Origin of the sequence: Helicobacter cetorum (genome assembly GCF_900198405.1) — a bacterium.
GTDB lineage: Bacteria > Campylobacterota > Campylobacteria > Campylobacterales > Helicobacteraceae > Helicobacter > Helicobacter cetorum_C.
Window position 1 is genome coordinate 1 of record NZ_FZMR01000016.1, and the last position, 22,885, is coordinate 22,885.

At 34.7% G+C, this 22,885-nt stretch carries 19 protein-coding genes and 1 pseudogene; 11 read left to right on the forward strand and 9 right to left on the reverse strand.

What is annotated here, in order from left to right; translation table 11 throughout:
- Nucleotides 1–1,098 precede the first annotated feature (1,098 nt).
- On the reverse strand, nucleotides 1,099–1,431 hold the full coding sequence (locus tag C6H25_RS05030) for a zinc ribbon domain-containing protein YjdM (RefSeq protein WP_104748368.1): 333 nt from the start codon (nucleotides 1,429–1,431) through the stop codon (nucleotides 1,099–1,101).
- Between the two features lie 476 nt (nucleotides 1,432–1,907).
- Here C6H25_RS05030 and C6H25_RS05035 point away from each other — a divergent pair, with 476 nt between their 5' ends.
- From C6H25_RS05035 to C6H25_RS05055, 6 genes are all read left to right on the forward strand, one after another.
- Entirely contained in the window at nucleotides 1,908–3,098 is a 1,191-nt protein-coding gene (locus tag C6H25_RS05035) for an HNH endonuclease (protein ID WP_158653878.1), read from the forward strand.
- Entirely contained in the window at nucleotides 3,070–3,342 is a 273-nt protein-coding gene (locus C6H25_RS05040; protein ID WP_158653879.1) for a hypothetical protein, read from the forward strand. The genes C6H25_RS05035 and C6H25_RS05040 overlap by 29 nt, the downstream gene beginning before the upstream one ends.
- A gap of 169 nt (nucleotides 3,343–3,511) precedes the next feature.
- Nucleotides 3,512–3,967, forward strand: a complete 456-nt coding sequence (locus C6H25_RS05045) for a hypothetical protein (RefSeq protein WP_104748371.1) — start codon at nucleotides 3,512–3,514, stop codon at nucleotides 3,965–3,967.
- A 133-nt stretch (nucleotides 3,968–4,100) separates the two neighbouring features.
- Entirely contained in the window at nucleotides 4,101–4,289 is a 189-nt protein-coding gene (locus C6H25_RS08595) for a hypothetical protein (RefSeq protein WP_158653880.1), read from the forward strand.
- Between the two features lie 20 nt (nucleotides 4,290–4,309).
- Nucleotides 4,310–4,765, forward strand: coding sequence for a hypothetical protein (locus tag C6H25_RS05050; RefSeq protein ID WP_104748372.1), 456 nt, complete (start codon nucleotides 4,310–4,312; stop codon nucleotides 4,763–4,765).
- Nucleotides 4,766–4,770: 5 nt separating this feature from the next.
- On the forward strand, nucleotides 4,771–5,220 hold the full coding sequence (locus C6H25_RS05055; protein ID WP_158653881.1) for a CopD family protein: 450 nt from the start codon (nucleotides 4,771–4,773) through the stop codon (nucleotides 5,218–5,220).
- A 62-nt stretch (nucleotides 5,221–5,282) separates the two neighbouring features.
- Here C6H25_RS05055 and C6H25_RS05060 read toward each other — a convergent pair whose 3' ends face one another.
- The 8 genes from C6H25_RS05060 to C6H25_RS05095 form a co-directional block, all read right to left on the reverse strand.
- A complete protein-coding gene (locus C6H25_RS05060; RefSeq protein WP_233707336.1) occupies nucleotides 5,283–7,424 on the reverse strand; it encodes an AAA family ATPase in 2,142 nt (713 codons plus the stop codon).
- A 190-nt stretch (nucleotides 7,425–7,614) separates the two neighbouring features.
- Nucleotides 7,615–8,355 carry an HpaA family protein gene (locus C6H25_RS05065; RefSeq protein ID WP_158653882.1) on the reverse strand — a complete coding sequence of 247 codons (741 nt, stop codon included), beginning with the start codon at nucleotides 8,353–8,355 and terminating at the stop codon, nucleotides 7,615–7,617.
- 163 nt (nucleotides 8,356–8,518) lie between these two features.
- Nucleotides 8,519–10,309, reverse strand: a complete 1,791-nt coding sequence (lepA, locus tag C6H25_RS05070; RefSeq protein WP_104748399.1) for a translation elongation factor 4 — start codon at nucleotides 10,307–10,309, stop codon at nucleotides 8,519–8,521.
- 20 nt (nucleotides 10,310–10,329) lie between these two features.
- Nucleotides 10,330–12,180: a 1-deoxy-D-xylulose-5-phosphate synthase gene (dxs, locus tag C6H25_RS05075; protein ID WP_104748400.1), complete on the reverse strand. Its 1,851-nt coding sequence runs from the start codon at nucleotides 12,178–12,180 to the stop codon at nucleotides 10,330–10,332.
- Between the two features lie 17 nt (nucleotides 12,181–12,197).
- Complete coding sequence (fliH, locus tag C6H25_RS05080; RefSeq protein ID WP_104748375.1) at nucleotides 12,198–12,971, reverse strand: flagellar assembly protein FliH; 774 nt, start codon at nucleotides 12,969–12,971, stop codon at nucleotides 12,198–12,200.
- Nucleotides 12,964–13,995 (reverse strand): flagellar motor switch protein FliG, encoded by a 1,032-nt coding sequence (gene fliG, locus C6H25_RS05085; RefSeq protein ID WP_104748376.1) that lies wholly within the window; start codon nucleotides 13,993–13,995, stop codon nucleotides 12,964–12,966. Before fliG ends, fliH begins: the two co-directional genes overlap by 8 nt.
- A gap of 2 nt (nucleotides 13,996–13,997) precedes the next feature.
- Nucleotides 13,998–15,698, reverse strand: a complete 1,701-nt coding sequence (gene fliF / locus C6H25_RS05090) for a flagellar basal-body MS-ring/collar protein FliF (RefSeq protein WP_104748377.1) — start codon at nucleotides 15,696–15,698, stop codon at nucleotides 13,998–14,000.
- Between the two features lie 58 nt (nucleotides 15,699–15,756).
- Entirely contained in the window at nucleotides 15,757–16,452 is a 696-nt protein-coding gene (locus C6H25_RS05095) for a phosphatase PAP2 family protein (RefSeq protein WP_104748378.1), read from the reverse strand.
- 253 nt (nucleotides 16,453–16,705) lie between these two features.
- On the opposite strand from C6H25_RS05095, the gene pyrG reads away from it, so the two are divergent.
- From pyrG to C6H25_RS05120, 5 genes and pseudogenes are all read left to right on the forward strand, one after another.
- The gene (gene pyrG, locus C6H25_RS05100) at nucleotides 16,706–18,322 is read left to right on the forward strand and encodes a glutamine hydrolyzing CTP synthase (protein WP_104748379.1); all 1,617 of its coding nucleotides are present in this window, start codon (nucleotides 16,706–16,708) and stop codon (nucleotides 18,320–18,322) included.
- A gap of 10 nt (nucleotides 18,323–18,332) precedes the next feature.
- Entirely contained in the window at nucleotides 18,333–19,880 is a 1,548-nt protein-coding gene (gene recJ / locus C6H25_RS05105) for a single-stranded-DNA-specific exonuclease RecJ (protein ID WP_104748380.1), read from the forward strand.
- On the forward strand, nucleotides 19,880–20,788 hold the full coding sequence (locus tag C6H25_RS05110) for an RluA family pseudouridine synthase (RefSeq protein WP_104748381.1): 909 nt from the start codon (nucleotides 19,880–19,882) through the stop codon (nucleotides 20,786–20,788). Before recJ ends, C6H25_RS05110 begins: the two co-directional genes overlap by 1 nt.
- A 157-nt stretch (nucleotides 20,789–20,945) precedes the next feature.
- Nucleotides 20,946–21,278 carry a hypothetical protein gene (locus C6H25_RS05115; protein ID WP_233707337.1) on the forward strand — a complete coding sequence of 111 codons (333 nt, stop codon included), beginning with the start codon at nucleotides 20,946–20,948 and terminating at the stop codon, nucleotides 21,276–21,278.
- A 118-nt stretch (nucleotides 21,279–21,396) separates the two neighbouring features.
- A pseudogene (locus C6H25_RS05120) lies at nucleotides 21,397–22,562 on the forward strand (glycosyltransferase family 10 domain-containing protein).
- Nucleotides 22,563–22,885: the final 323 nt, after the last annotated feature.

Below are 22,885 nucleotides of genomic sequence, written 5' to 3' on the forward strand. Positions count from 1 at the left end.
TAAAACACTTTTTAGGGTTAGATAAATTTTTGGATAGAATACAAGTCTAAGGAAGTTTCCACATAAAGAAGGTAACGACTTCTCTAGGTGGTCGCTCTCTAAGATTAACTTAAGGAGCTACCATGATTAAGTTCGTGACTTTAAAAAGACTAAATGTCTTTTTAAGGCAAGATTATACCGTTTTTACTAATGCCTTTACTTTAAGGACTAGAAGCTAGAAAAGATTTTAAAATTTTTTCTAGTGAAATGGAATTTAACTATATCCTTTAACCCCCCCTCCTAAGATACGAAAAATCAAGGATAATTTTATGGACTTTTTGATATAAGTGTAGGCAGTGGTAACAGTATTATCAATGGCTGGTATTTTCCAATAAGTAATCCTAATAAACTCGGACTTTCAGCCGAGGGGGTATTTTAGGATTTGTCTAATGACTCCCTCTTAAGGCGTTTCTTTGACACGCACAAAGAATAGTTTAACAAGTTTTTAATATTTAAATACAAGTTTAATATCCTTCAAAATTTAGACTTTAAAGGTCAAGAAATCTCTAGGTTTAAAGACACAAGCATGATCAAGCTCAAAAGAGTTTTAATGGATAAAATACCTATTAAATCAAGCCGCTTTGGTTTCTTTTTATTGCTTCTGTCCCGGTACTTTTTAATTTTTTAAAGCTTTTTATTTTTAACTTCATTTTTATAGTTTAGATTTTATCTTCTTATTAAGCTCATTATCTTGAGTTGAGGCAGATAAAAATATTTGGGTATCGCTCTTTGTTTTTTAAAAATGCGTTTAGCCCTTTTTAAAACGCTCACTTGATTACACCTTATAACCCCTTATAAAAATGCTTAAAAAGTTATCACTTTTATTTTCTTTGTCAAACTCTTTCATCTCTAACTTTTAAGAAATGTTTATATTATCCGTTATTTCTAATATCTATTATTAAATCTCAAAAAGGCTTATTTTGAGTGGTTGTTCCTAAGTTTTTATCTTGTAGAGTAAGGGGTATTTTGGATTTTAACAAGGATTGATCGTAAGCTTGTGTGAATATAAGACTAACTAGCCCTATGCTTATGCAAGGCTAGATGATTTAAGGGCTTGAATTAAGCCTTTTTAAGAAATTCTGATTTTAACGCTAGGCTTTGTCCCTCAACCTTGCAATCTACATTGTGGTCGCTATCTACAAGCTTAATATTTTTAATCTTAGTGCCTTTCTTTAGCACAAGCGATGAGCCTTTAACCTTCAAATCCTTAATAAGAATCACTGAATCGCCATTTTGCAAGATGTTATTATTGCTATCTTTGACAATAAAGTCTTCAGCATTGAAAGTGGCATTTTCGCTCCATTCATACGCACAGCTAGGGCAAACTAATTGCGTGCCGTCATGGTAGGTGTATTCATCTTTGCACTTAGGGCATGGGGGGAAATCTTGCATGATTTTTCCTTACAATCATTTTTAGCTATTGTAATGTGTTGGGGCTTAAAATGAGATTTAAAAACCATACTTAGTGGTATCTATGGCATATAGATTTGTTATATTTAAAATGTTTTTATTAAAAAAACTTTGCGTTTTCTTCTGTTTTATAAATATTTTAATATAAATACTTATATTTTGATTATCTTGAAAGTTTTATTTAAATATAGATGTTTAATTATTGTTGAATGTAGTTAGATGGTGATTCCAAAAATAATTGATGTAGTTTGTTTGGGTCTTCTAGACTCTAGTTAAAATTAAAGTGTTGTTAAAATATTCTTAACAATAGGTAGTTAGCTATGCAAGCAATAGATAAGATTTTTTATACAAATTTGCGTAACATTATGTTTCAATGCCAAAAAGAACATTGGTCAATAGATAAATTAAAATGGCATTATGAGTTTCTGTATCATTTTAAAGGTAGTAATTTTAACAAATTGAAAATTAATTTAGATAGTTTTTTTGATTTTTTTGATATTTTTTTAATTTCTAATCCTTTTGTTTCTATCAATAAAGAAGTTTGTGTAACACAAGAGTTAAAAAATAAATTTGGGAAATTTTTTAATAAATATAAGCAAGAGTTCAAGGGACTAAATAAACTCAAAGCTATGTTTGAGTGCTTGCAATTTGGAGATATTTTTTATATATGCAATTATGATGATATGAAAATGATTGCAGAAATAACTTTAAGTTTTTGTAATCAAGTAGTATGCCGATTCCCCAATTATTTTAAGAAAACCGATAATCGCAACAATGAGAGTTTAATACAAAAACTTATGACATTGCCAAATAATTATTCTGTAAATCCCTATGTACAAGATAAGAAGACCACTATTGGCGAGCCTAATAAGACGAAAAGAGTTTGTAGATTTTGCAACAAGGACTTTAGAGAAACCTCTTTTAATAATAAAGCCCATGTTATTCCAGAAAGTCTAGGTAATAAGATTTTGTTTAGTTCTAATGAATGTGATACTTGCAACAAAAGATTTGGTGAAACGATTGATTATTCTTTATCTAAATTTTTTGAACTAGAATATTTGGTGCGAGGAATTAGGGGGAAAAAGGTAAGGAAAAAAGCCTTATATGATAATGGTTCTGAAGTCTATCCAAAAGAAGGTTTAGAAAGTTGGTTAGAGAGCATTGACGATGAGAAATATAAGGAAAATATAAGAGAGTATTTAAGACAATTTGATTTGTTTTTGGAGAGATTAAATCAAAGTTTTGTTCAAGGGAAATCTTTATTTTATAAGCAAAAGTTTATTAAGGAGCTACTAGATAAAGAAAAATTGGATAACCTAATGAATAGTAAAGATGCTGATGAAAGAATGCGAGTGGTATGTAAAAATATTCTCGAAAATAGAGATAAGCTTGAGACACTATTTTCTTTCAGCGGAGTATTTTTAAAAGGTTCTGATTTTTCAATAAAGGAAGTTAATGGTGTAAAATACCATGTTTTAAGTTCTAAGGAATGTATAGGGATTGATGTTTATAAAGCACTTTGTAAAATGGTTATAAGTGTGATTGATAGCAAGGAATTACCCTTTTTACAGAAATGTGTAGAGTGGATAAACCATAAAGTTTTAGAAGAAACAAAGATTTTTGCCTCGCATAGCTCTAGGGGTTTTTGAGAATCCTTTGCCTTTACAACTTATGGTTTATATTAGAGAAGATAATGATATTAATATGCCACATATTTATGTAGAGTTATTTTGGGAAAATTATGTGTATGGATATATTATTCCTTATTCGTCAAAAGATAAGAAAGCTTTATTGGTGATGATGAATATATTCAAGTGTTTGAAAAATTTAGGAAGTTTGCAAAAACTGAGCATTGTAATTGGTATTTTGTGCAACTTGACAATTCAGCCATAGAATTCTTTGTGAGATTGTATCAGTAAATAAAGATGTTAAAATTGGCTTTCTTTTATTTTTGATATAATAGAAATTTTGTAAGTTAGATAGCTATTAGTTCGTTGGAGAGATTCATTGATGTTCTTTTCTCTGTGGTATTGACAAGCGTGTTGTATGGGTTGGGGGAGGGTTGTTAGCACTCGTATTATGGCGTATCCGCACAAAAATCTATCAAAGATTCCCCAAAAGTGCGTTTTTGATTTCTTCTATCAAAGCTTTTTTACGCCATTTAGCCCATGGTATCAAAGTTGTTCCCCATGAAAATAAGACGCCAGAGACCTTACCCAGTAATGACACACTAGAGATACCGCAAAAAACCTTGCTCTATATTCAAACAGATGGGCTTGGCGATTATATTGTTATGCGTAATTTTTTTGAACCTTTGCGTAAGAAATATGCAGATTATCACATTACTTTTTTGGGACGCACAGCTTATAGTAGTTTTATGGAATTAGATGGTCAGTATTTTGATGAATTTATTGCTTTGGAGCTTGAACAAATTGTTGATAATGAAAAAGGCCGTCCATTTTTTGCTCATTTTACGCAAACACGAGCTTTTGAGATAGTAATTTATGCTGCTCACTAGTTGGGTAGTTGAAAATCTAGTGATTGCTCCCATAAAAGCTCATTGGTGATTTGTTTCTAGTGGTTGGCATGTTTCTTTATCAAGCACCCAACGCCCTTATGAAGCTACGTTTGTTCCTATTAGCCAAAAGCCTTTGCATCAATTTGAACGCAATAAAGAATTTTTTACACACTTAGGTTGTGATATCTCTAATATTGAGCATCCCACGCTCATTGTGCCTAAAATATCCTTAAACTTCGTGCTTCCAAAAAAATTCGCACTTTTTTGTATAGGTGCGAGCGGTGATGCTAAGAAGTATAAACGGATGGGAGAAGTAGCATAAATGCTTTTGGAACATGATACTTGCTTAAACATTATTATTGTGGGGATAAAAATGACTTACAAGAGACTAAACATTTTACTTATTCTATCAAGGATAAATCACGCTTGATTGATTTGGTGGGAAAAACCTCTATTTTTGAATCGTTTGAGCTGATTAAACGAGCAAGTTTTGTTGTGGAAAATGATTTAGGTTTGGCCAATGCGACTATAGCATTAGATTGCAAGAAACCTGTTTTTGTAATTTCTAATGGAAGTCAATATAAGGGTTTTATGCCCTATCCCAAAGAGATGGCTCCAAACTTACATGTGATTTTTCATATGTTAATAGAAAAATATCAAGAACTAGCTCTTCATGACTTAGATTATGAAGAAGTCCTTGTAGCAGATTTATATTATTTTGTTGGTGCATCATTACACAAAATAGATGGTATAGAGTCAAAGCGAGTTTTTAAGCATATTATCTCAAATCTATTATAGGTTTTGTGCTATGGTCTGCAATGTTGCTTATCTTGCCTCGTTTATTTTCTATCCATATAGAGAACTTAGAGAATAAAGAATGGTGCGTTATTTTAGAGAAATTAGAGTTGTTTATTTATCGTTATATAGGGAGTGTGGGGGTTATTTTGGTCTTTATTATGGGGGGATTGCTTTTATACCTTAATCCTAGTTTGTTAAGCGAGCGGTTTTTCCAAGCAAAGCTTGTAGCGGTGGGTCTATTGACTTACTATAGCCATACTTTAGGTTATTATAGAAAAAGGCTTTCTACTACTAAGCGCAACGCACGCTTTTTTAAGGCGTATCATTTAGTGGCTTTAGCTTTAGTGTGTTTGATTATTTCTTATATTGTGCTTAAGAGTGTGTCTGTAATCTTTAGTGTTGGTGTGTTAAGTCTTATGGGGTTATTGATGCTTTTTATTTATAAAAGAAAATAAGCCCTTATTTTTAAGTAGGGGGCTTATTTAGGGTTTTATTGTTGCTTTTCTTATGGTTTTTCTTATAGCTTTTCTTGCAACCACTCTAAAAGCTTGTAAAAATTGTCTTTCGTCTTTTCTTCTACTAAGCTAGGTTTTATTAGCAAGTCATTTTTTAAAGCGCTTGTATAGGCGATATGTGAGCGAGACCATTTGTTTTCTAAATCAAATTTGATTTTATCCTTTTGGCTAAACAAGTCTTCAATGTTTTTAAAATTTGGTTCGCATGCACTCAGTTTAAAGACATCAATAGTGTTTTTTAGCTTGTCATGGTTTTGTAAATCGTTTTTGATTTTTTCACAAGTTTTTCCTCTCTCGTCGCCATCTACCAATAAGATTGCATGGGTTTCATCTTGGCTTAGAGCTTGCAATATTGCCTCAGTCTGTGCGTCATCTTTGCCCAAGCCATTAATGGGTAAAAACACCATATTTAGAGACTTCTCTTTTTCTTTTTCATAGAGCAATTTAAATGCACTTAGATAATTGTAATCGCTAATGCCTTCTACAAACACACATTTTGAGCCGATTAGATGGCGTTTTTCCACTCCTAAAGCATTTTTGATACGCTTTAAGGAATCGCTATCGTCTAGGCTGATAGATGAAAAATGATTGATATTCACATTACGCAAATCTTTATCTAAGCTTAAAATCCTTAACTCATCTAAATGGTCTGCATCAACCAAAAAGGGGTCATGCGTGCTTATAACAAAGGTAATCCCCTTTTCTTGCCCCAACTTTTTTAAAAAATTGCGATACTCTATGCGTGTAGGAACAGAGAGATTAGCCCCAGTCTCATCCATTAAAACAATAGAATTAGGCACTAACTCAGGGCTACACAAAAGATTGAAAAACAAATCAAAATACCACCTAAACCCATCGCTTTGATGGTCTAATTCTAAAACTTCTTCTTCGCTTTTCTTATTCCGCTTGAATAGTGAGAGTGAGACTTTTTGGCTATCTAGCTTAAAATCAAATTCATAATACAAATCTTCATTTTTATTTTGAAAATACATTTGGTTGAAATGTTTAGAAATCTCTTCATTGATAAGCTTTTCATACTTTCTGCCTGCTTGATTTAAATAACCTTCTGATTTATCCTTAGCCTTGATATAGGCATTCTTTATTTCTTCAAAAGCATTTTTATTGACAGCATTAAACAAAAGATTAAAAAACTTGCTTTGAATCAAATCATCTGGCGTTGTCATCAAATCTTTGGAGCTAAAGCTTGTTGTGGGTTTGTAATAAATGATTTGAGCGAGTTTAGAGTGCAAGAAATACTCAATTTTACCCAAAGGATAATCTTCTAAAATATTCTCTATGCTCTCATAATCCACATGTGAACTTAAAATAGGCTCTTTTAAATTGATTGTAGGGAAAGTTGGGGGATTTATCCTAGTATAGCCACGATTGATTTTGTCAGTATATTCGTTTGCAAGTTGCTTGAATTGTTCTAAATTCTCTTGCATGTCTTTTAATGCTGTATCTTCATCACAAATAGTTTCTATCAACTCTTCCAACTCTTCAGTTGAATTGAAATAGCCGCCTAATTGATTAGTGATTTTTTCTAACTCTTGCTTTAATCTTGTCTTGCAAGTAATTAAATCCTTTTTAAATTGTTCTTTTATGCCATTAGGTTTTTCATTGTCTTGATAACGCAAAATTTCATTAAAGAGCTTTAATAAACTATCTGCATTGCTAGTGCGATTAAGTTTGTTTGTGAAGTCTTCTTTAATGCTTGTTTCCATGTCTAAATTATTAAGCACTTTAAAACAAACGCTTTTAAGTTGTTCGGTTTTTGGAGTTAAAGAATACGAAATTCTATCATGTTCAATCTCTATACTTGCCTTATTTTCACTCTTTTTATCTTTGCCACTTTTTTCTTCTGTACATAACCCTAAATGCGTAATTGTATCTTCAAAACCTAAGTAATTAGGGGTGCAATTTTCTTTAAATTCATCTAAATGCTCGCCAAAACACCCTAGGGCTTTCAATAAATTGCTCTTGCCGGTATTATTCTCACCTATAATAAGAACCAAACCACCTAATTTATCGTTACTAAATGAATTGTTAAGGTATAGTCTTTCGCATTTTTCTTGCTCGTCTTTAACGCCAATATTCCTAAAATTCTTAATCTCTAAAAAGCGTGTGGTTACTTTTAGAGGCACTATGCTTTCATGGTTACTTGCGGGGGGGGGGGGGTAGTTTGGTTGCTTTGATTTTCTTTTTTACTCATCGTCTATCCTTTTAAGATTAAAATGTCATTATTCTAACCTTAAGGATTAAACTATATGAGATTTTTTGTTAATCATCTTTGGTAATAAAAACTTGCTTTTACCCAAAATTTTAAAACCCATTTTAATAATGGATTTTAGAGCGGATAGAGACGCTGTTTTTTTCATAGATCTCTAGCTGTGGCTTTTGGATTTTATTGTCTATTTCTTGCATGAGCTTGTTAAAGGTGTTATTCATTAAGGCGTGGGTCTTATCATTGAGATTGCTTTTGCCTTTCATAAAGTAGCTCATCCAGCTTAGCGTGCCATTGAAAGATTGGTGCTTGTAGGCATAAGTTTCTTTGTTTAGCTCGCCTGCTTTAATGCTAAAGGTGTTTAAGGTAGTGTTGCTTAAAGGCTCTAAAAAGGTTATGTTTACCACACCTACTACAGACATCTTACCTTCTTCAGTTCTTAAGCCAATAGAGCCAATGAAACTTAGCTTTGCACCACCGCTATCTTCATAAGAAATGCTTTTAGCAATGTCTAATTCGCCATTAAGCGTGATTTCAAAAGCACTATTTTGTTTTTGCTCATAGCTTAGATCTTCTTGCTTACTCACTTCTACAATGTCATAGCCTTGATTTTGCAACAAATGCTTGATGTTTTCTTTTAATTTAGCGCTAAAATCCTTGCTCTCTTTTTCATCGCCTTTGAACTGCACGCTGTTTAAAAGCAACACGCTTTTATGTTTGGATACCTCTTGCTTAGTGGTGCTTTTATAAGTGAAGTTAGTAGGGACATTATGGCTGACTTCTATCTTAGGAGCACACGCTACAAAAACCAAACTAATAAAAACAGAACCCACTATGCCAATTTTTTTCACAAACACTCCTTAAATAAAAAACTTTGCACAGCATTTTATATTAAAAGAACTAATTAAATCCTAATAAGTCTTATAAAATAAGACCAAAAGTTGTAACATGGTTTTTTATTTTGCTATGAATATTAGATAGCATGTTTTAAAAGCATGCGTTCTAAAAGGTTTTTTAATCAATCTTTAATATCGCTAAAAACGCCTCTTGAGGGAGTTCTACCTTACCAATAGCTTTCATGCGTTTCTTGCCTTCTTTTTGCTTTTCTAAGAGTTTTCTTTTTCGTGTAATATCGCCCCCATAGCACTTAGCTGTTACATTCTTACCGACTGATTTTACAGTCTCTCTTGCGATAACTTTATTACCTACACTTGCTTGAATAGCGACTTCAAAAAGCTGGCGTGGGATGAGCTCTTTCATCGCTTCTACTAAAGCACGCCCCTTTTCATACGCCTTGTTTTTATCTACTATAATAGAAAGTGCATCTACAATATCGCCCGCTACTCTCACATCAAGCTTGACTAAATTACCTTCTCTATTTTCTATAGGCTCATAATCAAAGCTCGCATAGCCTTTGGTACAAGATTTGAGCTTGTCATAAAAATCCATAACAATTTCATTGCTAGGCAAGCAATAGGTGAGCATGACACGAGACTGGTTTAAATATTCCATTTTTTCTTGAATGCCACGCTTATTATTTAATAAATGCATTAAATTACCCAAAAACTCGCTAGGGGTAATAATAGTCGCTCTAACATATGGCTCTTTGATACAAGCAATATTGTTTTCAGGGGGTAATTCGCTAGGGTTTTGGACATATTTAATACTGCCATCTGTTAAATACACTTTATACACCACAGTGGGAGCGGTAGCGATTAAGTTAAGGCTAAATTCTCTCTCTAATCTCTCTTTAATCACTTCCATATGCAATAAGCCTAAAAACCCTACCCTAAAGCCAAAGCCTAGTGCAACTGAGCTTTCAGGCTCAAAATTCAAAGCACAATCATTGAGCTGGAGTTTGAGTAACGCTTCTCTCAAATCTTCAAATCTATCGGTTTCTATAGGATAAAGCCCTGCAAAGACAAAGGGTTTAGCCGGCATAAAGCCTTCAACGGGCTCAGTAGTGGGTGTTTTAGCGTCTGTTAAAGTATCACCCACCGCAATATCAGTAACACTCTTTAGCCCTAAACTTACAATGCCAATTTCCCCACACTCTAAACTCTTAGTAGGGATTTTCTTCAAAGGGTTTGGGTAGTAAAGCCCTAAAACGCCGTGTTTTTTACCCGTTCCCATCACTAAAATTTCTTGCTCTGTGCTGATATTTCCATCTATAACACGCACAAGGGCTAATGCCCCTAAATAATTATCAAACCATGAATCATAAATGAGTGCTTTTAAAGGGGCATTAGGGTTTCCACTAGGAGCAGGAATGGTAGTGATAATTTTTTCTAATAAGTCCTTAATGCCAAGTCTAGTTTTAGCGCTCACTTCATTAGCACTAGAGCAATCAATGCCAATCGTGTCTTCAATATCCTGTTTGACCTCTAAAACATTGGCATTAGGTAAATCAATCTTATTTATCACGGGTAAAATTTCTAAATCATTATCTAAAGCGATATAGACATTGGCAATGGTCTGAGCTTCTACGCCTTGAGTGGCATCCACGACTAATAGCACCCCTTCGCATGAACACAAAGAGCGAGACACTTCATAGCTAAAATCCACATGCCCTGGGGTGTCAATGAGATTTAATACATAATCTTCTCCATTAAGCGTGTAATTCAAGCGCACGCTTTGAGCCTTTATGGTAATACCCCTTTCTTTTTCAATATCCATAGTATCCATAACTTGACTAGTCATTTCTCTGTTACTAATAGCATTACACTCACTAATTAAGCAATCCGCTAAGGTGCTTTTACCATGGTCAATATGAGCGATTATAGAAAAGTTGCGGATATTTTTCATAGGGATTTTTGGGGTTTGTTTCATTCTATGTGTCCTAAATCTTTTAAAATAGCGTTAGTTAAACTCTCTGTGTCTAAGCCTAAGGATTTTTCTACTAAGGCGGTGTTTCCATGCATGACAAATTCATCAGTGATTTCAAAGCTTTTGATAGGTTTTAAAATATTTTGTTCGCTTAAAGCTTCTAAAATCGCACTAGCCACTCCGCTAAGCTTGTAATTATCGCTAAAAATATAAAGCTTTTTATAGGGGGCAATAATTGAATTTAAATTTTTATCTAAGGGCTTAAGAAATCTTAAATCTAACAGAGCGCATTCTATGTTTTTCTCTTTTAAAGCAAGTTGGACTAAATGCGCTCTTCCTACGCCATTACCATAGCCTATGAGTAAAATTTCGCCTTCTTTTTTTAACAATTCACTTTGTCCTAAAACGAATTCACTAGGCTTAAAAACATTGTCTTTTAACACAAATGCTCCCCTTGGATAGCGGAACGCACAAGGGCTTGTTTGATAATCGTTCGCAAAAAGAACGGCGTTTTTTAAAGTTTCATTATCTCGTGGAGCAAAAATAACCATATTAGGAATACAGCGCAAATACGCTACATCTAAAAGCCCTTGGTGCGTTTCGCCATCTTCACCCACAATACCTGCTCTATCAATAGCGAGTTTAATGGGTAGGCTAGAAATACAAGCATCATGGACAATTTGGTCATAAGCTCGTTGTAAAAAAGTGGAATAGATACTTACAAAAGGCTTAAACCCTTCTTTAGCCATAGCAGCACTAGAAGTTAGGGCATGTTGTTCAGCAATAGCCACATCAAAAAAGCGTGAAGGATAAGCATTGATGAGTTTATCTAAGCCTGTACCACTAGGCATAGCAGCAGTTACGCCTACGATTTTTTCATCTCTTTTAGCTAATTCTAAAAGGGTGTTAGAATACACTTCAGTGGGCGATAAAACCGCACTCTTAGATTTTTTAGACAAACCGGTATTTAAATCAAAAGGCCCTACGCCATGCCATTTTTCGTATTTCCCCTCAGCCTTTTCATAGCCCTTACCCTTTAGGGTTTGTGCATGGATTAACACAGGCTCTTTAAGCTCTTTGGCTAATTTTAAGGTTTCAATAATAGCGTTTAAATCATGCCCATTGATAGGCCCTATATAATTGATGCCCAATTCTTCAAAAAACACGCCCGGCGTTATAAGCTTAAAAGATTCTTCAAAACGGCTCGCTAAGTAATTCACACTCTCAGGTAAGGTGTTTAAAATTTTTTTAACTTTAGAGCGAAAGGATTGATAAAAAGGACCTTTCATAAGTTGGCTAAGGGCTTTTGATAAGGCTCCAATAGGTGTGCTAATACTCATCTCATTATCATTAAGAATGATTATCATAGGGTATTTTCTATCGCCTAGTTCATTTAGGGCTTCATAAAAAAGTCCTGCACTAATACTTCCATCGCCTAGCAAAGCTATAGGAATACCACTTTCTTGTTTTAAATGAAAGGCTTTAGCCACTCCCACACCAAGAGAAACAGAAGTAGAGCTATGCCCAGCAATAAAGTAATCGCACTCACTCTCACTAGGCTTAGTAAAACCGCTTAAGCCTTGAAATTGTCTCAAGGTGCTAAATTCTTCAAAACGCCCAGTTAAAAGCTTGTGAGCATAAGCTTGATGAGAAGTGTCAAAAATAAAGGGGTTTTTTTTGCAATCAAATAAGGCATGCATGCCTACAATAAGCTCTACTGCCCCCAAAGATGAGCTTAAATGCCCCCCATTTTTACTTACCACTTCTAAAATACGCTCTCGTAATTTTGCACACACTTCTTGCAAATTTTTAATATCATCAGGGTTTAAATCAAAAGTTTGTTTTAAAATTTGTTCTTCAGCCAAAGCTATACCTTAAAATTATCCAAAACGCTTTCTTTGAGCGTTCTATAACGCTCCATTAAATTCCCATCAATGCTTCCATTAGAGCTACTAATCACAACGCCCCCCTTAGAAATAGCGTCATTGCTCTCTAGCTTGATTTTTGAAGTATTTTGCAAATGCTCGTTTAAAAAGGGATAGTCTAGGGGGTTAACCTTTAGATGAATATCTGTTGCATCTAAAACATTCTTTAATAACTCTTCAGCTAGAGCTAGGGCTACTTTTTGGCTATTATCTTCTACTTCTTTTACTATCACTTCTTTAGCAATATCTATTGCAATCGCACTCAATTCTTTTTCTAAAGCCATCAAATGTTCTTCAGAGCTTTTCATTTTTTCATGCAACGAAGTAATAGCGTGTAAGAGTTGGTTTTTTTCATCATTGACGCTATTAACTAGCTCGTTGCGTGCTTTTTCTTCGCCTTCTTTAAAGCCGATTTTATAGCCATCATTTTTAGCGTTTTCAATCAAGGATTTACTCTCTTCTTGAGCTTTCTCAAATTGCATTTGTAATTTGACTAAATGACTTGATAATTCATCGGTTTTTTTTAGCAAGCATTCTATTAAATCGTTTTCCATTAATTTTTGTTCTACATTTTCTTTAGGAACAGACAAATCTTGAGTAGAGTTGGTCTGCTGTGTGGCATTTGGACTGAAATTTGCCATACTCTTAAATTCATATCTTTGAATATCATGCTTATTCAAATTGTCTTTTTGAATTAAATTTTCTTGACTATTCAATTACATCGCCCTCCTCACTCGTTTGAATAATGCCTTTTTCTTGTAAGTTCTGCACGATTTCAATAATTTTTCGTTGAGCCACATCTACATCTTTGATTTTGACTGCCCCTAAATACTGCATTTCTTCTACAAACTGCTCACTAGCTCTGCTACTCATGTTGGCTAAGAATTTATCGCGCAATTCTTGGGTAGAAATTTTTAAAGCAAGAGACAAGTCTTTTTTATCTGCTACTTTTAAAATCTCTCTGATAGCAAAATTGTCTAATTTTACAATATCTTCAAAAGTAAACATCATTTCTTTAATGTCACTAGCTAATTTATTATCCACATTTTCAATACGAGCTAGCGTGGTTTTAGCGCTCTTTTGTCCTAGGCGGTTAAAGATTTCAGCCACCGCTCTTAAGCCACCCACTTCAATTTTATAACTAGTGAGTGATTCTAGCTTGTTCTCTAAAACGGTGGAAACTCGCTTGACTACTTGGGGCGATATATCGCCTAAATTTGCCATTCTAATAGAAATTTCAGCTTTCATTTCATCAGGAAAATAGCTCAAAGTTTCAGCCGCATTAGTAGCTTCCATATGAGCTAAAATTAATGCAATGGTTTGAGGGTGTTCATTAATAATAAAATCGGCTAATTGCTGAGGTTTGATTTTTCCTAAATAAGCGAAGTTTTTTTGAGATTGCAAACTTCTAGCGAGCTTATCCATAACCTTGCGCGCTTCTTCGCTCCCTAAAGTCCTAGTTAAAAGCTCTCTAGCGTATTCTAAGCCACCGGTATTGATATATTGGTTAGATTGAAAAATAGCAAAAAACTCTTCTAAAATTGCTGCACCAATTTGCTTGTCTGTGCCATTTAATTGCACGATTTGCTTAGAAATCTCTGTGATTGAATCAATGTCTAAATGCCTTAGAATTTCGCCGGTTGTTTCTTCGCCCACTTGAATAAGTAAGATAGCGATTTTTTCACTCATAGAGAGTTCGTCTAATTGAGCCTTTTGTTTAGGTGTGAGTTTAATTGCCATTTTTAGCCTTTTGCTCCTTCAGAGCCTATTTCGTCCTTGATGAGTAGCTTAAATAGAGTAGCGATTTCATCAGGGCGTTCTTTAAGGGTGCCTTTAATTTTTTCTAACATGATTTCGTATCTTACTTCATCTTCGCTAAAGCCACCATTAAGCCCCAGCTGGTCTTCTACTTTCTTTCTTAAATCACCAAACTTATTTAACTCATCTTCTTCTTCATCTTCTTCTTCAAACATAGATTTGACTTCTGTATCTTCATCAGGCACGACTTCAAGCATGCGTTCGCTGAATGGCACAATCACTTTTTTGTAGAATACAAACAGCACGATAGCCACAAGAATATATTTGATGAGTGGTGTGAAAGGGCCTAAGATTTTTTGGGCTTTATTGGCAATTTTTTCTGCTAAGGTAGCGTTATTGATAGTTGGCACATAGGGGTTAAACTCAAAGTTACTTACCGTTACATCATCGCCCCTAGTTTGGCTATAGCCAATGGCTTGTTTGACAAGGGCATTAATTTTTTTTAACGCCTCATCACTTAAGGGAACATACTCTAAAGAGGTTATATCATCTTTAGTAACACTTTTATACTTGCCATCAACAACTACAGCGGCATTTAAACGCACTAAAGTTCCAAACTCGCCTTTAATCTCACTGATAGTTTTACCCACTTCATAATTCGTGGTGTTTTGAGATTTCTCGTATTTTTCTTGGTTTTTATTATCCTTTAGCCCTTGCACAGGACCAATATTACTCACCACTCCGGGAACGCCACCGACTTGTTTTTTAGGAGCTCCCTCTTTTTTTTCTTCTAAATTTTGCTCGCTCCTAACGACATTATTAGGGTCAAAAGTCTCTTTAGTGCTTTTCTTTTGGCTAAAATCAAATTCTGCATTAACCCTTGCTACCACCTTATCCTTGCCTCCCACGATAGGGGAGAGAATATTCATGATTTTACTTTCTAAAATGTTTTCAAAGTTTTGTTTGTAGTGGAGTTGCTCTAGGGCTAGTTCTCTAGAATTATCTAAGCTATCGCCTTCGCCTAGTGGCTCGCCATTTTCATTCACAATCTTAACATTTTCTATCACAAGCTTTGGCACAGAGGCAGCAATCAAATTCTTAATGCCTAAGATTTGAGTGGGTAAAAGTTTCATGTTAGGTTTCATCTTAAGCATGACAGAGGCAGTTGGAGGCGTTTCTTTGGAGACAAACACGCTATCTTTAGGCACAGCAATATGCACATTGGCTTTAGCGATAGGGTTTAAGCTTTCAATCGTGCGTGAGAGTTCGCCTTCAATCGCTCTAATAAGTTTGATATTTTGGTCAAAATCAGTCGCCCCAAAGTCTTTAGTGTCAAAAATTTCAAAACCTACTTTGCTTGTTCTTGGAATGCCTTGAGAGCTAAGGGCAATCCTTTCTTCATAGATTTTATCCTTAGGAATGAGAATGGTGTCATCTTTAGGGATTTTATAAGGGATTTGATTTTGCTGGAGATGTTGTAAAATTAAAGCGTTATCACTTGCATCCATTCCTTCAAAAAGCACGCCATAACCACTAGAATATTTTTTATCATGGGCAGGATAGACTAATAAAAAAACAATCAGTGCTACACTCAACACACTAGCTGAAATAATGGCAATTTTTTGTTTTTTATTGAGTTTAGTAAATAGATTAATAAACTGCTGTAATAACGCCTTTAAGTCCAACGCCTAATATCCTCTCCCAAAAACTAGATAACCAGCATATCTGTATGTATCAAAATGCTTAAAACTTTTTAAACACGCTCAAATAGGCTCCAACCAAAAAGCAAGCCCCTAACGCTCCTAAACAAAACCCCCCTAAAACATCACTAGGATAATGCACCCCCAAATAAATACGAGCTAATCCCATTAAAAGAATGAAAAAAAGCAAGGCGTATATGAGAGCGTTTCTAATCTTTTGATTAGAGATAAAATGGGGTAATAGCAAAATGATTAGTCCATAGAAAATGGCACTAGAAAGCGAATGCCCACTAGGAAAGCTAAAACCATGCGGATTTGAAAGCCACTCATTGGGGTTTGGTCTAGGGCGTGCGATGAGATGTTTTAAAAGTTTTAAAACCGCCTCAGTAATCACAACACTAAGCACAAACCACACCCCAAGCACTAAATTTTTACGATAGAGTGCTAAAAACCCTCCTACTAATAAGCTTAGGGGTAAAATAAGTTTTGAAGAGCCTAAAAAAGTCGCATGACGCACCACTTCAGCTAAAGTAGGATTGGAATCAAAGGGGTGTGAACGCACTAGGCTAAAAATCGCTTGGTCTAAAAAATCTGCATGACCAAAGAGAACCAAACAAGCAATTATTCCAAAAAGCAAACTAAAAATAGCACCCAAAACAAAGAGAGCTTTTACTTGGGCATATAAAGGTTTTTGTGGTTCTTTAGAGAGATTATTTTCTAGTGTTTTATCCGTTGGCATGATTATTTAGCATTCCTTAAATTATTTAAGTGGCTTTAATTTCTTATTTTAAATTCAAAAAACATTTCTCAAAAATTTTAAAAAATAAAAGCCTTATATTTTAGTAGAAAAGAGCTGATAAGAAACTAAAAGATAAAATGTCTTATAGAGTCTTTTCATTAAAATACAATGAGATTTTATCGTTTTTCAAGGCTTTTTAACCCTTTTTAGACTACAATTTAGAATATAAAATCAAAAGGAACACGATAACATTATGGATAGAGCCAAATTTATATTCGTTACAGGGGGAGTATTAAGCTCTCTAGGAAAAGGGATTTCTTCCTCTTCAATTGCTACGCTTTTACAACATTGCAACTACCAAGTTTCTATTTTAAAAATTGACCCTTATATTAATATTGACCCGGGCACGATGAGTCCCTTAGAGCATGGCGAAGTGTTTGTTACAAGTGATGGAGCTGAAACAGATTTAGACATAGGGCATTATGAACGCTTTTTGAATAAGAATTTAACGAGATTGAATAATTTCACTACCGGTCAGATTTTTTCAAGCGTGATAGAAAATGAGAGAAAAGGTAAATATCTAGGCAAGACTATTCAAATAGTCCCCCATGTAACCGATGAAATTAAAAGGCGCATTAAAAATGCAGCTAAGGGACTAGATTTTTTAATCGTTGAAGTGGGCGGAACCGTGGGCGATATGGAGGGTATGTTTTATTTAGAGGCTATTAGACAGCTTAAATTAGAGCTAGGAAGTGAAAAAGTGATTAATGTGCATGTAACCTTAATCCCCTATATCCAAACCACTAATGAATTAAAAACTAAGCCCACGCAACATTCAGTGCAAGAATTACGCCGTCTTGGAGTAACGCCCCAAATTATCTTAGCCCGTTCGCCTAAGCCATTAGATAAAGAGTTGAAAAAGAAAATCGCTTTAAGTTGTGATGTAGAACAAGACAGCGTGATTGTCGCTACTGATGCAAAAAGCATTTATGCATGCCCAATTCTTTTCTTGCAAGAAGGCATTCTTACGCCCATTGCTAGACGCTTTAATTTAAATAAACTACACCCTAAAATGGCGGCATGGAACACTCTAGTAGAAAAGATTATCGCTCCTAAACACAAAGTGAAAATCGGCTTTGTAGGCAAGTATCTAAGTTTAAAAGAATCTTATAAATCTTTGATTGAGGCTTTAACGCATGCGGGGGCGCATTTGGATGCACATGTAGAGATTAAATGGCTAGATAGCGAGAATTTTAACGATGAAACTGACTTAGAAGGTGTTGATGCGATTTTAGTTCCCGGAGGCTTTGGAGAAAGGGGCATTGAAGGAAAAATGTGTGCGATAAAAAGAGCTAGGTTAGAAAAACTTCCTTTCTTAGGAATTTGTTTAGGCATGCAATTAGCCATTATTGAATTTTGTCATAATGTTTTGGGTTTAAAGGGGGCTAATTCTACGGAGTTTGACAAAGATTGTGAGAATCCGGTAGTGTATTTAATTGAAGATTTTATTGACCAAAATAATCATAAGCAAGTGCGCACTTATAATTCGCCTTTAGGGGGGACTATGCGATTAGGCGAATATGAATGCAAGATTGCACCAAACAGTAAGCTAGAAAGCGCGTATAAAAAATCGTGCGTGAAAGAGCGCCACCGCCATAGATATGAGGTTAATCCTATTTATCGCAAGGAGTGGGAATCTCAGGGCTTAAAGGTTGTGGGTGTTGGGGCTAATGACTTGGTTGAGGCGGTTGAATTAAAAAACCATCCTTTCTTTGTGGGCGTGCAATTCCATCCGGAGTTTACTTCTAGGTTGCAAAGCCCTAATCCTATTATTTTAGATTTTATTAAGCATGCTCGTAATAAATCTTAATCAATAAGAGATGAAACAAAAGCTTAAAGCCCAAATAGAAGAGCAAATCACTTCTATTTCTTATGAAAAGGGGTTTCCCTCGCCCTTTTTGTTTAAAGATTTAGAAAAGGGTGCTTCTAAAATTGTAGAGGCTATGCAAACCAACACTGAAATTTTAGTGGTAGGCGATTATGATGTAGATGGTGTAGTTAGCACAGCTATTATGGCGAAATTTTTTGAGGCTTTAGGTTATAAACATGCTCGCTTTGCAATCCCTAATCGCTTTGTTGATGGCTATGGAATTTCTAAAAAGTTTTTAGAAAAACATCATGCCCCCTTGATTATCACGGTGGATAATGGCATTAGTGCCTTTGAAGCTGCAGATTTTTGTAAAGAAAAAAATTATACGCTCATCATTACAGACCATCATTGTTTGCATAATGATGAAGTGCCTAATGCCTATGCCGTAATTAACCCCCAACAACCTGATTGTGCTTTTGTGCAAAAAGAAGTGTGTGGGGCGCTAGTGGCATTTTATTTATGTTATGGCATTCATAAACTCTTAAAAAAAGAAAAAAGCCATTCTAGCGAGTTATTATGCCTAGCTGGAGTGGCTACGATTGCTGATATGATGCCTTTGACCTTTTTTAATCGCTTTTTAGTGCAAAAAACCTTGTATTTTTTACAAAAAGAGCCAATAGGGGCCATGGGGTTTTTGCGTGAAAGAGAAGTTTTTAGAAAGCGTTCTTTGAAAGCGAGTGATATTTCTTTTAATATCGCTCCTTTACTCAACTCTGCAGGGCGTATGCAAGACCCCAAAATAGCCTTAGATTTTTTAAATGCTAGGAGTGAAACTCAAAGACAAATTTTATACCACCAACTAAAAACATGCAATTTGGAGCGAAAAGCTACCCAACAGCAAGTTTTTGAAGAGGCTTTAGAGTGTGCTTTAAAAGGAAAAAAGGTTGTGATTGCTTTTAAGGAGAGTTGGCATGAGGGGGTTTTGGGTATTGTTGCATCACGCTTAGTAGAGGCTACTCAAAAACCAAGTTTGGTTTTAGGGCTTAAAAATGGGGTTTTTAAAGGGAGTGGGCGTAGTTTTCAAGGGATTAATTTAATTGATGCCTTAAATGGTGTGTCTCATCTTTTATTAGGATATGGGGGGCATAGAAAGGCTTGTGGACTTAGTTTAGAGCAAGAAAAAGTTATGCAAGTTTTTGAGGCTTTAGAGCTGTATGAATGGCAAATAGAGAGCGTTCATAGTGCTATAGAGCCTTTGGAATTAAAGCTGAGAGATGTGGATAAAGAGCTTTTAGAGATTATAGAATTGGGCGAACCTTATGGACAAGAAAACCCAGAACCTTTATTTGAAGCTCAAAATTTAGAAGTCATAGAAGAGAAGATTATTAAAGAAAGCCATCAAATTTTGCGTTTTAAAGACAATGAATGCGTGAAAGACGCCATTTATTTTTGTGCTGAACGATTTTTGAAAGTGGGTGAAAAAGTGGGTGTGCTTTTTAGCGTGGAGTTAGATGAGTATTCTAATGAGCCTAAGATGTTTGTTAAAAGTTTATTGTAGTGCCTTTTATTGAAGAAGAATTTGAAATTTTAAAGCCCACAAAAGCCTTATTTTTTGTGCGTGATATTTTAAAATGCTCACTCAAAGAAGCTCAACGCCATATTGACAAAGAACGCTTAAAACAAGCTCATAAAATAGTGCGTAAATCTCAAATCATTCAAGGTTTAGTAAGCTTGATTTATTTTAAGCCTAATCAAAACTCTCAAAAGCTTGTTTTTGAAACCAAAGACTTTGGCGTGTTTGACAAATTAGCTCAAGTTTATACCCACCCTAAGGGCTATTTTTACCATGAAAGCTTGCTAGATTGCATTCAGTCTCATTTTGGTAAAAACGCCCACCCAGCCCACAGACTAGATTATGAAACCAGTGGGTTAGTCCTAGTGGGTAAAACTCTACAAAGCACCAAAGATTTAAAAACACTCTTTATGCAAAAAAAAGTTAAGAAAAGTTATTTAGCCTTAGTGCATGGTAAAATCACTCAAAGCTTGTGTGTCAATAAGCCCATTTTAGTGCCACAAAACATTCAAAAAGATTTGCGTATCCGCTCTTGTATTTCTCCTTTAGGCAAACTCTCAATGACGCTTATTGAGCCATTAACTTACAATTCTTTTTTGGATACTAGCTTAATTAGAGTTACCCCACTCACCGGGCGCACGCACCAAATCCGCTTGCATTTAAGTAGCGTGGGTCATAGAATTGTAGGCGAAGGGCTTTATGGGGTGAATGATGAAAATGCCAGAGAATATCTAAGATTAAAGCGTGAAAATAATGCCCCACTACTTATGCTCCATGCCACTAGCTTGGAATTTGAATTTAAAGGGGCGCGTTATAGGATAATTTCTCAAATGCCTGAGAGATTTTTATCATTTTTAGTCAAAAAAGAGATTTTAGGAAAAGATTGTTATTAAAAATTGGCTAGAATGGTATCTCAAAATAAGGCTTTCTTAATAGGATTTTAAGGAATTTTACGATAGAGTGCCTTTTTTTAAAAAAAACGAACAGCAAGTTTAAAGGATAAATGATGGGGTTAGGACGCTAGTTATTTTAGGCATTTTTTGGAGCGTTGTGGGTGCAGAAGAGATTAGGGGGATTAGCTTGTTTTCTTCACGCCCTTTAGTGTCATCTGTGAGTGATGGTATTATTACTATTCCTATTCATAAGCGTGTGTTTGTTTCGGCGATGAAATCGCTTTTTGGGGAGAGCTTATTTGTTAAGGCTAATCGCTTTGAGCTAGACAAGAATTTTTCCGCACCCTTAGAACACCACCATTCTTTTGAAAAAAAGTATGATAAAGTGGTCAATGGGTGTTTGAAATATATGCACATTCATTTGCCTCAAGGTGCAGCGAGCAATTTTGAGAGTGGGGTCTATAGCGCTACTTTAACTCTAGCTTTTTAGAGAGTTTAAGCTCTCTTTAGGTTTTTGAATCATAGGCTGTGATAATTGTTAATATTAGGTAGTTTTAATGTTTTTTGTGTCAAAATAATTCTAGATATTAGATTTTGAAGGATTGTTTTTGTTCCAACCACTACTGGATGCTTACATAGAAAGTTGTGAGATTGATGAAGTCTCTTATAAACCCCCTTTAAACATAGCTGTAGCGAATTGGTGGAGCGAAGATTCCTTACAGGGTTTCAAGGAACATCTTTTATATTTTATCTTAAGTCAGTATTATGAGATTACTTTACATAAAGACTTTCATAGACCAACTGATATAGTTTTTGGTGTGCCTAATGGGGCTACAAGAAATATTCTATCTTATCATAATACTAAGCGTTTCTGGTATAGCGGTGAAAATGAAGTTGTTAATTTTAATTTATTCGATTATGCTATAGGTTGTGATAATTTGGAATTTGGCAATCGTTATTTGCGTGTGCCAACATATTATTTGTCATTGCATTATATAAACCTTTTTACACTTTGTCGTGCCAATGATGACACACCCTACAAAACCTTTAATAGTCCTTATACAAAGAAAGATGGCACGCATTTTAGAGAGGAATTTCCTAACTTATATAAGATTTTAAAGGGGCAAGCTGACCCCTTTAAAAGAGGTTTTGTAAGTTTTGTTTCTAGCAATAAAGAAGCACCTATAAGAAATGCTTTTTATGATGCTTTAAGTTGTGTAGATGCGATTGCTGGGGGGGGGTAAAGAACACCTTGGGTTATAGAGTAAGTAATAAATGGGAATTTTTAAGTCAATACAAATTTAATTTATGTTTTGAAAATTCTAAAGGTTATGGCTATGTAACAGAGAAAATCATAGACGCTTATTTTAGTCATACTATTCCTATCTATTGGGGGAGTCCTAGTGTGGCTAAAGATTTTAATCCTAAGAGTTTTGTGAATGTGCATGATTTTAAAGATTTTGATGAAGTTATTGATTATGTGAGATACTTAAATACGCATAAAAATGCGTATTTAGACATGCTATATGAAAACCCTTTAAATTCTGTTAATGGTAAGCCTTGTTTTTATCAAGACTTGAGTTTTAAAAAGATTTTAGATTTTTTTAAGAATATTTTAGAGAATGATGAAATTTATCATGATAACCCTTTTATTTGGTATCGTGATTTGTATGAGCCGTTATTGTTTGCAGAAACTAAGTCTTATAAAATTTTTCGTAAAACTTACGAGAGAATGTTGCCATTAATACGCTTTTTTAAATCCTTTAAAAATTAAGAGATTTGATTGAAAGATTATGGTATTCCTTACTTGTTTACACTTAATTAAAACGCCCCAAAAGTTTTGAAAGACAAATCTACTACTCTAAAGGAAACCCCTAAGCTTTAAGAGCTTAGAGGAACTTTGGCTCATTACTTTTCTATAGAAAAGACTACTTTAAATCCCTTAAAAGAGAATTTAATGTATAATACTAGCCAAGAGTTTTTATCATGTTTGATTTCCATGACAAACTCTTAAAGAAAGTATATTTGCCCCATAATGCAACTATGGGGCGTAAATGTATTTTACAATAGCTACTCTTAAACTGACTAAGAAATCCT

What these genes read in the sequence shown, in the direction of transcription:
- fliG (WP_104748376.1), bottom strand. Translation starts at nt 13,995, where the DNA reads ATGGCAATTAAACTCACACCTAAACAAAAGGCTCAATTAGACGAACTC.
- lepA (WP_104748399.1), bottom strand. Translation starts at nt 10,309, where the DNA reads ATGAAAAATATCCGCAACTTTTCTATAATCGCTCATATTGACCATGGT.
- pyrG (WP_104748379.1), top strand. Translation starts at nt 16,706, where the DNA reads ATGGATAGAGCCAAATTTATATTCGTTACAGGGGGAGTATTAAGCTCT.
- C6H25_RS05095 (WP_104748378.1), bottom strand. Translation starts at nt 16,452, where the DNA reads ATGCCAACGGATAAAACACTAGAAAATAATCTCTCTAAAGAACCACAA.
- recJ (WP_104748380.1), top strand. Translation starts at nt 18,333, where the DNA reads ATGAAACAAAAGCTTAAAGCCCAAATAGAAGAGCAAATCACTTCTATT.
- C6H25_RS05030 (WP_104748368.1), bottom strand. Translation starts at nt 1,431, where the DNA reads ATGCAAGATTTCCCCCCATGCCCTAAGTGCAAAGATGAATACACCTAC.